The 12488-nt window shown below is 67.7% G+C and carries 14 protein-coding genes and 5 pseudogenes; 8 read left to right on the top strand and 11 right to left on the bottom strand.

Translation table 11 applies throughout. The features are described 5' to 3' along the window. Positions 1-4 precede the first annotated feature (4 nt). From BLV72_RS00960 to BLV72_RS00945, 4 genes are all read right to left on the bottom strand, one after another. Positions 5-571, bottom strand: coding sequence for a flavin reductase family protein (locus tag BLV72_RS00960; RefSeq protein WP_244320537.1), 567 nt, complete (start codon positions 569-571; stop codon positions 5-7). 160 nt (positions 572-731) lie between these two features. Then, the gene (locus BLV72_RS00955) at positions 732-1022 is read right to left on the bottom strand and encodes a hypothetical protein (protein WP_093459603.1); all 291 of its coding nucleotides are present in this window, start codon (positions 1020-1022) and stop codon (positions 732-734) included. A 394-nt stretch (positions 1023-1416) separates the two neighbouring features. Beyond that, positions 1417-2193: an SDR family oxidoreductase gene (locus BLV72_RS00950; protein ID WP_093459601.1), complete on the bottom strand. Its 777-nt coding sequence runs from the start codon at positions 2191-2193 to the stop codon at positions 1417-1419. 141 nt (positions 2194-2334) lie between these two features. Further along, on the bottom strand, positions 2335-3174 hold the full coding sequence (locus BLV72_RS00945; protein WP_093459600.1) for an SDR family NAD(P)-dependent oxidoreductase: 840 nt from the start codon (positions 3172-3174) through the stop codon (positions 2335-2337). Between the two features lie 234 nt (positions 3175-3408). Here BLV72_RS00945 and BLV72_RS00940 point away from each other — a divergent pair, with 234 nt between their 5' ends. The 3 genes and pseudogenes from BLV72_RS00940 to BLV72_RS00930 all read left to right on the top strand — a co-directional run. Continuing rightward, positions 3409-3690 carry an Atu4866 domain-containing protein gene (locus tag BLV72_RS00940; protein WP_093459598.1) on the top strand — a complete coding sequence of 94 codons (282 nt, stop codon included), beginning with the start codon at positions 3409-3411 and terminating at the stop codon, positions 3688-3690. A 1-nt stretch (position 3691) separates the two neighbouring features. Next, complete coding sequence (locus tag BLV72_RS00935) at positions 3692-4093, top strand: SRPBCC family protein (protein ID WP_093459597.1); 402 nt, start codon at positions 3692-3694, stop codon at positions 4091-4093. Between the two features lie 669 nt (positions 4094-4762). Continuing rightward, positions 4763-4990: pseudogene (locus tag BLV72_RS00930) on the top strand (hypothetical protein); the annotation flags it as partial. On the opposite strand, the pseudogene BLV72_RS00925 reads toward BLV72_RS00930, so the two are convergent. Then, a pseudogene (locus BLV72_RS00925) lies at positions 4983-5600 on the bottom strand (transposase); the annotation flags it as partial. The pseudogenes BLV72_RS00930 and BLV72_RS00925 sit on opposite strands and share 8 nt — an antisense overlap. A gap of 157 nt (positions 5601-5757) precedes the next feature. Continuing rightward, complete coding sequence (locus BLV72_RS00920) at positions 5758-6333, bottom strand: GNAT family N-acetyltransferase (protein WP_093459595.1); 576 nt, start codon at positions 6331-6333, stop codon at positions 5758-5760. A gap of 413 nt (positions 6334-6746) precedes the next feature. Here BLV72_RS00920 and BLV72_RS00915 point away from each other — a divergent pair, with 413 nt between their 5' ends. Then, a complete protein-coding gene (locus tag BLV72_RS00915; RefSeq protein WP_093459594.1) occupies positions 6747-7388 on the top strand; it encodes a nucleotidyltransferase domain-containing protein in 642 nt (213 codons plus the stop codon). A 256-nt stretch (positions 7389-7644) separates the two neighbouring features. Next, a pseudogene (locus tag BLV72_RS51380) lies at positions 7645-7794 on the top strand (DUF6000 family protein); the annotation flags it as partial. Between the two features lie 211 nt (positions 7795-8005). On the opposite strand, the gene BLV72_RS00905 reads toward BLV72_RS51380, so the two are convergent. The 3 genes and pseudogenes from BLV72_RS00905 to BLV72_RS00895 all read right to left on the bottom strand — a co-directional run bounded on the left by BLV72_RS00905 (position 8006) and on the right by BLV72_RS00895 (position 9580). After that, complete coding sequence (locus BLV72_RS00905) at positions 8006-8293, bottom strand: TMEM175 family protein (protein WP_342030647.1); 288 nt, start codon at positions 8291-8293, stop codon at positions 8006-8008. Between the two features lie 34 nt (positions 8294-8327). After that, a pseudogene (locus BLV72_RS00900) lies at positions 8328-8964 on the bottom strand (leucine zipper domain-containing protein); the annotation flags it as partial. A gap of 280 nt (positions 8965-9244) precedes the next feature. Next, a complete protein-coding gene (locus BLV72_RS00895; protein ID WP_093459592.1) occupies positions 9245-9580 on the bottom strand; it encodes an EthD domain-containing protein in 336 nt (111 codons plus the stop codon). 67 nt (positions 9581-9647) lie between these two features. Here BLV72_RS00895 and BLV72_RS00890 point away from each other — a divergent pair, with 67 nt between their 5' ends. Next, positions 9648-10022 (top strand): MerR family transcriptional regulator, encoded by a 375-nt coding sequence (locus BLV72_RS00890; RefSeq protein ID WP_093459591.1) that lies wholly within the window; start codon positions 9648-9650, stop codon positions 10020-10022. Positions 10023-10111: 89 nt separating this feature from the next. Here BLV72_RS00890 and BLV72_RS47110 read toward each other — a convergent pair. Beyond that, positions 10112-10300: pseudogene (locus tag BLV72_RS47110) on the bottom strand (IS5/IS1182 family transposase); the annotation flags it as partial. A 28-nt stretch (positions 10301-10328) separates the two neighbouring features. Here BLV72_RS47110 and BLV72_RS00885 point away from each other — a divergent pair. Further along, positions 10329-11108, top strand: a complete 780-nt coding sequence (locus BLV72_RS00885) for a CoA transferase (RefSeq protein WP_167746227.1) — start codon at positions 10329-10331, stop codon at positions 11106-11108. Positions 11109-11116: 8 nt separating this feature from the next. After that, a complete protein-coding gene (locus BLV72_RS00880) occupies positions 11117-11899 on the top strand; it encodes an MFS transporter (protein WP_093459588.1) in 783 nt (260 codons plus the stop codon). On the opposite strand, the gene BLV72_RS00875 is transcribed toward BLV72_RS00880, so the two are convergent. Next, positions 11882-12289, bottom strand: a complete 408-nt coding sequence (locus tag BLV72_RS00875; protein WP_093459586.1) for a VOC family protein — start codon at positions 12287-12289, stop codon at positions 11882-11884. The two genes, BLV72_RS00880 and BLV72_RS00875, sit on opposite strands and share 18 nt — an antisense overlap. Positions 12290-12488: the final 199 nt, after the last annotated feature.

Raw genomic sequence — 12488 nt, 5'->3', positions numbered from 1 at the left:
GGGATCACAGGAGGTACTGCCATTTGTGCATGCGGTCTTTGAGGTCGATGGCGTCACCGTCACACGTGAAGGTGCCGTCGCCGCGGTGGTGAAGCATCCGCAGCCGCGGATGCGACGGATCGGTCCAGGCCCGGACCGCTTCGAGGACGAACAGGTCGTACGTGCCGACGAGAGTGGTGTCGACGACCCGGCATTCGATGTTCGCGAAACACTCGGCGATCAACGGCGCCTGGACCTGCTGCGCGGCCACGGGAGTCAGGTCGAACTCCTGGAACTTGTCCACGTCCTGGCCGGAACAGTTACCGATGTCGACCACGGCCACGGCGAGTTCGCGGTCAGGGATGGAAATGACGCACTCCCCCGTCTCCCGCAGCGCGGAATAGCTGTAATCCCAGGGTCCGATGGTGCATCCGATCAGCGGCGGAACATGGCGGATCATCATGTTGAAACCATTGGTCATCACGTTCGGAATACCGTGCTGCTGGGTGGTCACAAGGATCACCGGGCCAGGTTCCATGAGGCGGTGGACCTGGTCCAAAGGGTGCTCCCGCAAATCGTCGACAGTAATCATCGCTGTCCCTCCTGGAGGTTGCCGGGAAACCCGAGCGAGAGTCCCGGTCCAAGGACGGACTGCTCGGGGAATTCCGTTGTATCTCCAGTCTGGCCAGTGAAAGGTGTCTGTGAAGGCCGAGAATATCCTGGGTGTGGGACGGCCACCTTACGGTATGTGCTCAGCGCGGCACCGAGCCGCCGGACCCGGGCAGATGCCACTCACCCACGGGGTCACGCCGCATCTGGCGAATCTCAGTCCAGTCAGGGTCGACCGTGGCGTCGCGGCGGGCTCCGCGCTCCGCCACACTGTGGACGCGACGCGCCGCCAGCTGCCTCGCATGCTCCGCGTCCGTGGCTCCGTCGACGAGGTAGTAGTGACGTACCAGCCGGCCCGTCGCCGCCCGGAAGCGGAACCCCACCAGCCACCGCTTCCCGCCGGGTGCGGCGGGCAGAGAACGGCGCTCATCCACCCCGTCGCCTCCACCGGGGCCCGACACATCCCGCGACCCTTCGATCACTCCCGATGACGAGAGGTGCGGGACTCCGTGCGTGCTGCCGGGACAGCCGTTCCCGGGTGTCTGACGCTGGGGGGCCTGGGGCCGCGGGGCGTGGCCCGGATCGGTGGCTTCGATCATGGAGTCGTGGACACGGTCGTCACCGCCGCCCGCTCCCTTCGCCGCGGGCGCTTCGGCCGGGGTCCGTGGGGTCGGGCTCCTCATATCAGGGCACTCTCTCTCCGCATGGGCTGGTCGCGATGGCAGGTGCTGTTTCCGGCTGTCTGACTCCCGAGCTCGGAGGGGCCGGCGCCCTGGCCGGGCGCCGGCCCCTTCTGTTCCGGGCGGTTCAGGTCGATGCGGTGGGGTGTCAGATGGCTTGTGCGGTGGGCATGATGGTGAGTTCGGTGAGGTTGACGTGGCGGGGGACGGCGGCCATGAAGGCGACCGTCTCGGCGATGTCGGCGGACTGGAGACAGTCGATGTCGTGGATGAGATTGGCCATGAGGGTGCTGGCGTCGGGGTCGGTGACGTGGTCGGGGAGTTCGGTGTCGACCATGCCGGGCTCGATGGCGGCGACACGGACCATCTTGGGCCCGAGTTCCACGCGCAGCAGCCGGGTGAGGTGGCTGATGTATGCCTTGGTGCCCGAGTAGATCGAGAACTTCTCCAGGATGCGGGTGGCCGCGATGGAGGACGTGTTGATCAGGTCGGCGGGCCTGCCGTCGGCGGCGGAGGCGGTGAGCTGGGGCAGGAAGGCGCCGATGACGTTCATGACACCGGTGACATTGAGGTCGATCTGACGCTGCCATTCGTCGACCTTGAGTTCCTCGATGCCCGAGATGAGCTGGACACCGGCGTTGTTGAACACCAGGTCCACCGTGCCCAGCTCATCCGCGATCCGCTGGGCCGCGGCCTTCACGCCCTCGCGGTCGGTGACGTCGACCGCCAGGGCCAGGGCGGTGCCGCCCGCCGCGTGGATGTTCTCCACCACGCCGTCGAGCTTGTCCTTGCGGCGGGCCAGGACGGCGACCTTGGCACCGAGCTGTGCCAGGCGTTCGGCGGTGGCGGCGCCCATGCCGCTGGAAGCACCGGAGACGACGGCGACACGACCGGTGAGCGGAGTGCCGGACAGGAGAGCGGACATGTTCAGGTCCCTTCGGGTGTGGTCAGGTGTGGGGTGGGGTGCCCGGCCGGGCCGGTGCGGGGGATTGTCCGGCCCGGCCGGGCTGTCAGAGGGTCCTGCTCTCGCAGGCCCAGGGGGGTGCGCGCCTGGTACGAGCTGGGCTCAGACGGCGTCGTCGTGGGCGGTGGCGGCGGACTTCTCACGCCAGGGGGCGAGGTCGTCCTGGATCCGCTGGAGCTTGACCTCCAGGCGCTCGAGGGTGTCGCGGCCGAGGTAGAGGTGGGTGGGCAGCTTCTCGCCACCCGCCACCTCGACGATCAGTGCGGCGCCCTTGATGGGGTCGCCCAGTTGGGCGTGGTTGGCCTGGTCGATCCAGTCCAAGGTCACGTGGGCGGGAGTACCGTCGTAGTCGCTGATCCGCTGGGCCGCCACCGACAGGGAACTGGCGTCGAGGAAATCAGTACGGAACACGCCCGGCTCGACCACCATCGACTGGATGCCGAACGGGGCCATCTCCACCGACAGCGCCTCGCTGACGCCCGCGACAGCGAACTTCGAGGCCGAATACATGCTCACTCCCGGCTCACCCTCGAAACCGGAACGTGACCCGATATGGACGAGCTTGCCCGAACCCTGCCTGCGCATCACCGGCAGCACCGAACGGGTCACGTTGATCAGACCGAAGACATTCAGGTCGAACAGCGAGCGCGCCTCGGCATCGGAGATCTCTTCCAGCGCACCCAGCAGACCACGCCCGGCATTGTTCACCAGAACATCGATACCGCCGAAACGGTCCACAGCGGCCTGTACAGCACCCGGAATACTGTCGTTGTCGGTCACGTCCAGCGCGACGGCCAGAACATTGTCCGCGTTCTTGAGGTCCTCCGGGATCCGGTCCGGACTGCGAACCGCGACCACGACATTATCCCCGCCTGCGACCGCGGCCCGGGCGACTTCCGCGCCAAGGCCCCGGGAAGCACCGGTCACAAACCACGTAGCCATGAAAAAACTCTTTCCTGAGGAGGATTCGATTCACCGGTGGATCGTCCGCCGGCGAAATCGAGTCTGCCCGTCGTGCCCAGGGGCGGGAAGGCCAAAGGTTTCCTGGGAGAACCACACCCAGGCTGTCCGGTGGCAGCGGACCGTCGAAAACACTGGGTGGGCGGCACCCAGGAAGCGCGCCCCCGGGGAGAGCACGGCCTGGTTGGTCCTCGCCACCGGGCCGACCCTGGAGCCATGACGAGCAACGCCATGCCCCACCCTCCGCATCCGTACGTCGGGATGTGGGTGACCGCGGACGGACTCATCCGGCAGGAGCTCCTTGCCAACGGCCGCTACGACGAGGCCCGCGGAAACCGCAAGAGCGCTTACACCGGCAGTTACACCGTCACCAGCCATCACATCGACTACCGCGACGACACAGGCTTCACCGCCACCGGCGACGTCCGGGACGGCATTCTCTTCCACGAGCACCTGGTGCTCTACCGCCAAGGCGACCAGCGCGCCAAGGGAGCGTGACATGACCCAGCTCCACCTGAAGGTGGTCTCCGAGGCCACCCCCGACCAAGTGTGGGACCGCATCAGCGACTTCTACTCCATCCACACCTGGCAGCCCCTGATGACGGCCACCACCCCGGACCCGGAGCACGCCGACGCCCGCCGCATGACGCTGGTCGACGGTGGTACGGCCGTCGAGCAGCTCATCGAACAGACCGGCCGCTCCTGCCGCTACCGGCTCCTGAGCGGGCCCGTTCCCGTACGGGACTACGAAGCCGTCCTCGCCGTGCACGACAACCCGCAAGGGGCCGGTGCTCTGATCACCTGGGACGCCACGTTCGAGCCGGAGGGCGCCGACGAGGACACAGCCGTGGCCGTGATGACCGGGATCCTGCAGGCCGGGCTGGACGCCCTTGCGCGATAGCCGGAATGCCCGTCGGTCTCGTTCCCGCCTCAGGGAACGAGACCGGCTCTGTCGCGCCCGCCCGGTGTCCGCTGCCGCAGCCGATCGCTCCGTTCACGGACCGCGTGCGTCAGGCAAGGACGTGCTGCGGATGCCGTCCCCGAAGCTCTACCGGGTCGTGCTATTACAGATCGCGCCGCACGCCCGGCCCACCGGGCAGCAGCCGAGCAGCACGAGCGGGAGCACGAGCACGAGCAGCGCCAGGAGCGGCGGTCGGGTGCAGCGAGCAGCAGCTGCGGGGGCTGGGCGCGGGGTCTCGCGGTAGCCGAGGGGTGTTGCCGCCGCCCCGAGATGGCTTCTGGCGGCGGCTCGCCGGGCCGCCGCGATCCTTGGCGGCATGCTCTGCGGCGGGCTGTCCCCGCCGACGGCCTCAGCCTCTTCGAACCGGACGGGCAGCACAGGGCCGGCCCGGTCCAGGACGTTGGACCAGACGCCGCCGAACGCCTTCAGGGGCCCACTCCAGTCAGGGGCGTCAGCCACAGGTCCGCGTACGACTGGGGCCGCCGTTCCCCACAGCGGTGGCCGAGCATGACCTCACGCGGCATCCAGCCGTCGCCGTGCGTGGCCCACGGTGCCGGGCCGGCACCGCCCGGAGGGGGTGCCCCTATGCCTTTGGTCAAGGGAAACGGGGCTGCGTTCCGTTTCCATGCCGACGATGAAGTCGACTTCGACGTCGACCTGCGGGAGTTGCGGGGCCAGGATCGACTCGATGTGTTCTGCGGCTTCCTTCGGGAGATCGGCCGGCGGTTGGGCAAGCCGGTGCTTATGGACCCGGAAGGCGACTGTGGCCATCCGATGCTTGGCTCCGATGTCGAGGCCGATCGAGTCGTTCTCCTCGCAGACCCGCAGGTCAGGTGACTGAGGCCGACGGCTGGGGTTCGTAGAAGGTGCCGTCGCGGAGCATCGCGAAGAGGACGTCGGTCCGGCGCCTGGCGAGACAGAGCAGGGCCTGGGCGTGGTGCTTGCCCTGGGCCATCTTCTTGTCGTAGTAGGCCCGGGATGCGGGGTCGCCCAGAGCAGCGAAAGCGGAGGGGAAGAAAGCCCGTTTGAGCTGCTTGTTCCCTCTCCTGGAGGGCTGTTCGCCGCGGATTGATGAGCCCGAGCACCGGGTTGCCGGGGCGAGTCCGGCGTAGGCGGCGAGGTGGCCGGCCGTCGGGAAGGTGCTGCCGTCGCCGACCTCGATCAGGATCCTGGCTCCGGTCCTGACGCCGACTCCCGGCATCGACGTGAGGACTTTGGGAAGAGGGTGGCCCTCCAGCAGTTTCTCGATCCGCCCGGCCAGGAGTTTCCGCTGGTCGAGGGCGGCCGTCAGCGAGGCAGCCAGGCTCGGGACGATCAGCGCGGCCGCCTCGGTGCCCCGGACCGTCACGGTCTGCTCATCCAACGCCGCGAATATCTCCTCGACGAGCCGCTCGGCCATCCTCGGAGCCTGCGGCCGCAGCAAGGTGATCAGCCGCCGCCTGCCGGCCTATCGCGCTCGATTCGCCAACTACCGCGCTGCTCCGCCAGCTGAAGCGCTCCGGTTGAGTTGGCCGGGGTGAGCGTCGTGGTTGGCCCGCAGGGCGACGGTCAGCGCTTTCACTTTCGGGGCTTCGGGCGGTTGAACTGTCGGTGGCCTTGAACCCTCATCTGAGCTGATCTTGATTGGTGGGCCGCGCGGTTGTGTCCGCCATCCCGGCGGTGATGGCCCAGCGCTCATGGTCTCGCCACTCGCCGTTGATGCACTGGAAAGCAGCCGAGTAGCCCTCGCGCTGGAAGCCCAGGCGCTTGACGAGGTTCAGCGAGGTGATGTTGTCCGGCTGGATGTTCGCCTCCAGTCGGTGCAGTCCGAGCTCGACGAAGGCGTGTTGGATGACGAGCCAGAGTCCTTCGGTCATGTAGCCGCGGCCGGTCGTGGAGGCGTAGGCGGTGTAGCCTAGAGTCCCGCTCTGGAGGGCGCCCCGGACGATGTTGTTGATGTTGACACCGCCTACGATTGCGCCAGTGTTGCGGAGGCAGATCACGAAGCCCTCGTGGGTGGGCTGCTCGAACCGCTTGAGGTAGCCCTCGAACACCTCCACCGTGCTCTCACGTGCGCCTAGCCAGCGGCTGAGCATCTCGGCGCTCTCCTGGGCCAGCGCCGTGAGCTCGTCGTAATCTTGACGACGGACGTGACGAATGACCACTCGCGGCCCTTGCGAGAGGTAACTGGTGATTGCCATCCGGGGATCCTATGCAGCCCACGCATACAGGCAGCCGGGCGCCCACTTCGCCTGATAACACCGCAGGTGAGAGCGCTAACCGTTACCCTGCGGGCCAACCACGACGCTTACCCGGGCCAACTCAACCGCTCGCGGGCCACCTCAAGGACTCAGTCACAGGACCTGTGGCTGAGCGCTCGACTTGGCCCCGTTTCGCCAACTGAAGCGCTAATTTCTCAGGCGCTTCCGCGGCACGCTTTGGGGAAACCGGCCTCGGTACTGGTGGGCTCGCGTAATCAACTGTCGCCAGTGCTCCCCGGAGCTCAACCGGCTGGTGACCTTATGTGATCGCCAGCGGTGCACGGCGCAGGTCCCGCCGATCTCCTTCATTGACCACAGCCAGGGGCCTTCGAGTCCGCTGATAAGTTCCTGCGGTGAGCGATCAACTGCCCAGCGGCGGCATCGAGCTGTCACCCGACGAGATCGAAGCTCTCCACGCCAGGTGGTCGTCGTGCTGGAGCCCGAGTGAGGTCGCGCAGCAGTTGGCCGGCATCAGCACACCCTGGTACGTGGCTGCGGGCTGGGCACTGGACCTGTTCCGCGGCAGGCAGACGCGCGCGCATGGGGACATCGAGATCGCGATTCCGGCCTCGAGCTTTCCCGAGGTCCGCAACCGCTTCCCCGGGTACGTCTTCGACGCGGCAGGCAGCGGCCGGATCTGGGAGGACGCCACACCGGAGGTGCTGGACGCCGTGCATCAGACATGGCTGCGCGATCCGGCCACCGGCAGCTACCTGCTCGACGTGTTCCGCGAACCGCACGACGGTGACATCTGGATCTGCCGACGCGATGAGAGGATCCGGCGCTCCTACAGCGACATCATCCACCGCACCCAAGACGGCATCCCGTATCTGGCGCCCGAACTGGTCCTGCTGTTCAAGGCCAAGCACGCACGCCGGAAGGATCAAGCAGACTTCGACGCGACTGTCCCGCATATGACCTCGGCTCAGCGCGAGACCTTGGCCCAGCTACTCACCCGCGCACATCCGGGGCATCCCTGGCTCGCGGATCTTTAGCCCCCGCTTCGTTTGGTTTCGGACTGAGGCGCACAAGCCCGAAGAGGTCCTCGGTACTGGTTACTGGTGGGCTCTCGTATCAGCTGTCGCCGGTCCCCCGGGGAGCCCAGCCTGTTGGTGATCGTTTGCAGTGCGGGCAGGTCATCGGGGCGGAACGGCTGGGCCCGATCGGCGGCCCGGAAAGAGCTCTACCGCTGCTTCCCGAGACCGTGATCGGTTTCGGCGCCCACCACAGTTCGATCGTTCCCCGGAGCCGATGTCAGCCGTACAGCGACCGGACGTTGAACGATACGGTTACCTCGACCGCTATCTGCCCCGACCCGACCTCTACGACGACCAGGCAGCCGCCCTCGGCACGCTCCTGTTGCTCGACGGCAGGCTCGGTGCCGGCCAGGCGGCCCGGTTCCTCACCCCAGACGGCCTCTGGCAGCAGTGGATCGACGGACCGCCCAGCAAGGACTCGACGCCCCCGACAGCTACCGCGAGTTCATCGGCCAGCTCTGCGATTTGGCTGATGAGAGTGCCAGACATTGCATGGCAAGAACCACGAACAGGCGGTGCCGTTCAGGCGAGGCCCGAAGCCGGTAGCCGCTCCACGACCGGCGGGCCCGCGGCCGTTACGTCCGGTTCCCGCGGCCGCGTCGACGCCGGACCTTGGCGATCTCGCCCGCGATGGGAAACCAGCAGAAAGCGGTGCCGTGGAGGACGACGGCGGTGCGCTGCCCGTGGCCGTCGCGGAACGCCTCTGCCAGTACGGAGGTGGCGAACGGCAGGAACGCGATGTCCATCAGCAGCACGGTGTTGAGGAACAGCACCACCCGGTCGGCGCCGCGGATGTGGTCGAACATGAGGTGGTGGTTGGCCCACACCTGCCCGATCAGCATGAAGGTGACGACATAGGCCAGGTAGGACGGCCAGAGCGCGGCGAGGCCGTGCCTCGACCCCGCGTGCGGCGAACCAGTCGGTGGCCCGTCGCAGGAAGGCCGCGCAGGTGGCGGCTTTCTCGTCGGACAGGTTCTGGCTGTAGGCCAGGCGGGAGTGGTCGTCCAGGGCGGTGTGCGGGTAAGCGTAGCCGGTGCCGTTGCGGCGGTCCTGGTTGGCCCGGCCGGCTGCGCGGCCGAGGACTTTGTGGCCACCGCCGTCGAGGACGCGGCCGAGCATCTTGACGTCGATGTGGACCAGTTCGGCTGGTTGGGAGCGTTCGTAGCGGCGGACGGGTTCGCCGGTGGCCCGGGTCGCAGGCGGCAAGTGGTGGCTGGCCGTGACGGATGAGGATGCGGTGAGCGGTGGAGGCGGCGACGGCGGCACGGGCGGCCGGCCACAGTGGGCCGATCCGGTGTTCCCGACGCATCCGTAGTACCTGATCCTCCACACAGGCGGGTGTCCGGCGTGGTGAGTGGTGGGGGCGGCTGGAGTGGTCGGTCATGCCTGCCGCCCGTGGTGGCGGTAGCGCCGGGCCCAGCGCGCGGCGGTGGTGTGGCTGACCTGGAAGCGTTCAGCGGCCAGTCGTCGTCCACGACGCACGGGCCAGACGCAGCCTGCCGGTCGGGGTCAGCGGGGCGTTACGGTGGATCAACGAGGGCCTCCTGCGTGCCGGTGCAGATGTCGCAATCCCCACCGAAACCAGAAGGCCCTCGCCGCGTTCAAGCACCACTCACGGCGCGTCGCCCGTCACCAACGTGCCGGGACAACACACCTGGGCCGTTTCGTTCGGATCATCTGATCGTGGGTTCGGGTGTGCCGTTGACTGATGCGCTCTGAGCCCGGGACGTCAACGATGTGGCGGGCGCGGACATCAACGTGTAGGCGGGTCGGCCGCAAGGGCTGAGTTCGTATCCGCCCGTCGAGTCGGTCCGTCAGATGACCTCCTTCTCCTCGGTGACCATCACGGCCACCGAGTCCATGTCGATGAAGCGCGCTTCGTCGGGGTTGACCAGCGTCCGGTAGTTGTCGGAAGCGAAGAAGGCGTCGTGGTCCTCCCAGTCCTCGAACCAGATTTCCGTCAGGCCGTCGTAAGCCCGGGGCGGGTAGTTCTCGGCGGGGATCGGGTGGGACACGGTGTACTTGCGGACGTAGCGCTCCGCCTCCGGGATGGAGGTGAACAGCGGCGCGTGCTGATCCCGGTGGTGCTCGACAAAACGCTCGTACGACATTCCCTCGAAGCGGTTGATCATGAAGATGAGCTTCAGCATGGAGTTAACCTAAAAGCTCACATCGATGTCAGGGGCAAGTGAGCCAGGAGCATGGGAGGGGTTCGGCATGCGCATCGGTGAATTGTCCGCCCGGACGGGAGTCAGCCGCCGGTCGCTGCGCTACTACGAGGAGCAGGGCCTGCTTGTCAGCTCCCGCTCGCCCAGCGGACAGCGCCACTACGAAGACGAGCACGTCCAGCGGGTGCGCCTGGTGCAGGCGTTCCTGGCGGCGGGGATGTCCAGCGGCACCATCGCCGAGATGGTGCCCTGCATGGCCGAGCCGAGCGAGGACAGGGCGCGGCAGGCACTGGAGATCATGGGCCGCGAGCGGGCCCGGCTGTCCGAGGACATCGACGGCCTCGCCGCCGCCAGGGACGCGCTGGACCTCCTCATCGAGGACAACCATGCGTACCTGACACAGTCGGCGGACGACGAGGCGTGAACCGGGCGGCGTTTGGATCAGCGTGCGGACCAGAGGAAGACACCTGCGACGTGGAGTCCGGCCAGGTAGATGGTCGCGGTCTTCTCCTAGTGGGTGGCGATGCCGCGCCACCGCTTCAGGCGGTTGATGCACCGCTCGACGGTGTTGCGCTGCTTGTACGCCTCCCGGTCGAAGGCAGGCGGTCTGCCACCGGCCCGTCCGCAGCACATCCGGTTGGCCCGCTGGTCGGCCCGTTCCGGGATCACCGCGCGGATACCGTGCAGCCGTGCCACCCTCCTTCAGGCGGCGCTGGACCACCGCCTCGCCGTGCCGCCGGTCCGCACGCCACGTGAACTGCGGTACGACCCGCAGCTGCTGTCTGGCGCGACACCGAATTCGGCGGCACGAAGCGCCTGGTACTGGGACCTATGTGGCGACCGATCAGCTACGTTCCCGGCGCTGACGCGTTCCGGGCACCAACAGGCGCTTGACCTGTGCCGGAACAGCGACCTGGTGATCACGAACTTCGCTCCCGGCACCATGGACCGCCTCGTCCTCGGCTTAGACGAGTTCCGCAAGGTGAACCCCACCACCGTGCTGATCGAAATGTCAGGGTTCGGCGCAACCGCCCCACTGCGGGCGCACCGCGCCTACGGCCAGACCATGGAAGCGATGGCGGGGATCACGTCGCTGATCGGGTATTCGGCGGAGTCCGGCCCGCTGGGCTCCGGGTCCGCATACCTCGACCCCATGGGCGGACTGGCCGGCGCGGCAGCAGCCATCACCGCCCTCCAGCACCGCAACCGCACCGGGCGGCCCCAGCATGTCGAGCTCGCCCAGCGCGAGGCCGCCACGTCCTGGATCGGCGAGATCATTCTCGGTGCCATCGAAGCTGGCGTGGACCCCTCGCTGAACGCAAACGCGCACCCCTCGGCCTTCCCGCATGATGCCTCCCCGTGCCTGGGCGAAGAACAGTTGCACTGGCCATCACCCTGCTCCCCCCTGCTCACCAGCTGGCTCAGCCGGCACGACTCCCGGATCGCGCTCGGCGGCCTCATGGCGTTGTTCGCCCTGGGAAATCTCGCCGTCGCTGCCGCTCCAACCTGACCGGCCTCATGATCGGCCGCGCGGTCGCCGGCGCCGCCCATGGCACGGTCTTCGCGCTGGGCGCGCCCGTTGCCGCCTCCCTGGTCCCACGGGACAAGTCCGGCAGCGCCATCTCCTTGATGTTCATGGGCCTGACCGTGGCGATGGTCGTCGGTGTCCCGGCCGGCACCGCGATGGGCACGGCCATCGGCTGGCGCGCTACCTTCATCGCCGTCGCTGCGCTCGGGCTGGCTGCCGCCATCGCCGTCTGGGCGCTGATCCCCAACGCCCCCGCCGGACAGGGCGTACGCCTGCGCGAGCAGCTGTCCCTGTTGTCCCACCGCTCGCTTGCCCTGACCTACGCCATTACCGCGCTCGGTTTCGGCGCCACCTTCGCCGTGTTCACTTACCTCGAACTTGCTCACCGGCCACGCCGGATACACCTCGACAGCGGTGACCTGGGTACTGGTGCTGTTCGGCGCGGCCACCGTGATCGGGAACCTGACAGGCGGCCATCTCTCCGACCGTCACGGCACGGTGTTCGTCATCCGCACCGCGCTGACAGGGCTGATCGTTTCGCTGAGCGCCCTTCTCGTGACCCCGGGCCACCCGTTCCTGGTCGCGGTCAATGTTGCCGTCTGGGGCGTGTTCGCGCCCGCCACTCGGCGAAACCCCCACCCTGGGCCGGCCGACCGTACGAGGTCGTACGGTCGGTCGACCCGAGCGTCAGCGCGTGTCCGGCCCCCGCCGCACCGTGGTGGCCGGAGCGCCCTCGTATGCGCCTCGGTGGCAGCTCAGCCCTGGACAGCTGACGAGTCCATCCACACCACTTCCCAGGTGTGACCATCGGGGTCCTGGAAGGACCGGCCGTACATGAAGCCGTGGTCCTGGGGTTCTCCTGCGGGCGCGCCGCCCGCGGCCAGTGCCTTGTCCACCAGCTCGTCGACCTTCGCGCGGCTCTCCGCGCTCAGGCACAGAAGCACCTCGGAGGTCTTGGCGGAGTCCGCGATCTCCTTGTTGGTGAAGTCCTGGTAGCGCTCTCTGGTGAGCAGCATGGCGACGATCGTCTCGCTGATGACCACACATGCGCAGTCATCCGTCGTGAACTGCGGGTTGAGCGAGTAGCCGAGCTCGGTGAAGAACTTCTTCGAGGTCTCCAGGTCGTTCGTCGCGAGGTTTACGAAGATCATCTGCTGGTACACGGGCCGTCTCCTTCGTCTGTGGCCTTTCACAGGGATAGACCGCGTCGCCCCACGGAACTCATCGCCAGCCGAGAGGAATCTCCGAGAGGTTCTCAGGCACGCGATGGCGGCGGCGCACGGGAGACGTGGCCCGGCCGGCCCGCCCCCACCGAGAGGTCGACGGCGGCCCACTCCCCCGCCGCGGGCGAAACGGGCACGC

This window comes from Streptomyces melanosporofaciens, assembly GCF_900105695.1.
Lineage (GTDB): Bacteria > Actinomycetota > Actinomycetes > Streptomycetales > Streptomycetaceae > Streptomyces > Streptomyces antimycoticus.
This window is presented reverse-complemented; position numbering and strand designations above follow the sequence as displayed.

Excerpts from the sequence above, each read along its gene's own strand:
- BLV72_RS00895 (WP_093459592.1), bottom strand. The coding sequence starts at position 9,580 with ATGCTGAAGCTCATCTTCATGATCAACCGCTTCGAGGGAATGTCGTAC.
- BLV72_RS00890 (WP_093459591.1), top strand. The coding sequence starts at position 9,648 with ATGCGCATCGGTGAATTGTCCGCCCGGACGGGAGTCAGCCGCCGGTCG.
- BLV72_RS00945 (WP_093459600.1), bottom strand. The coding sequence starts at position 3,174 with ATGGCTACGTGGTTTGTGACCGGTGCTTCCCGGGGCCTTGGCGCGGAA.
- BLV72_RS00920 (WP_093459595.1), bottom strand. The coding sequence starts at position 6,333 with ATGGCAATCACCAGTTACCTCTCGCAAGGGCCGCGAGTGGTCATTCGT.
- BLV72_RS00940 (WP_093459598.1), top strand. The coding sequence starts at position 3,409 with ATGACGAGCAACGCCATGCCCCACCCTCCGCATCCGTACGTCGGGATG.
- BLV72_RS00960 (WP_244320537.1), bottom strand. The coding sequence starts at position 571 with ATGATTACTGTCGACGATTTGCGGGAGCACCCTTTGGACCAGGTCCAC.
- BLV72_RS00935 (WP_093459597.1), top strand. The coding sequence starts at position 3,692 with ATGACCCAGCTCCACCTGAAGGTGGTCTCCGAGGCCACCCCCGACCAA.
- BLV72_RS00950 (WP_093459601.1), bottom strand. The coding sequence starts at position 2,193 with ATGTCCGCTCTCCTGTCCGGCACTCCGCTCACCGGTCGTGTCGCCGTC.
- BLV72_RS00880 (WP_093459588.1), top strand. The coding sequence starts at position 11,117 with ATGATCGGCCGCGCGGTCGCCGGCGCCGCCCATGGCACGGTCTTCGCG.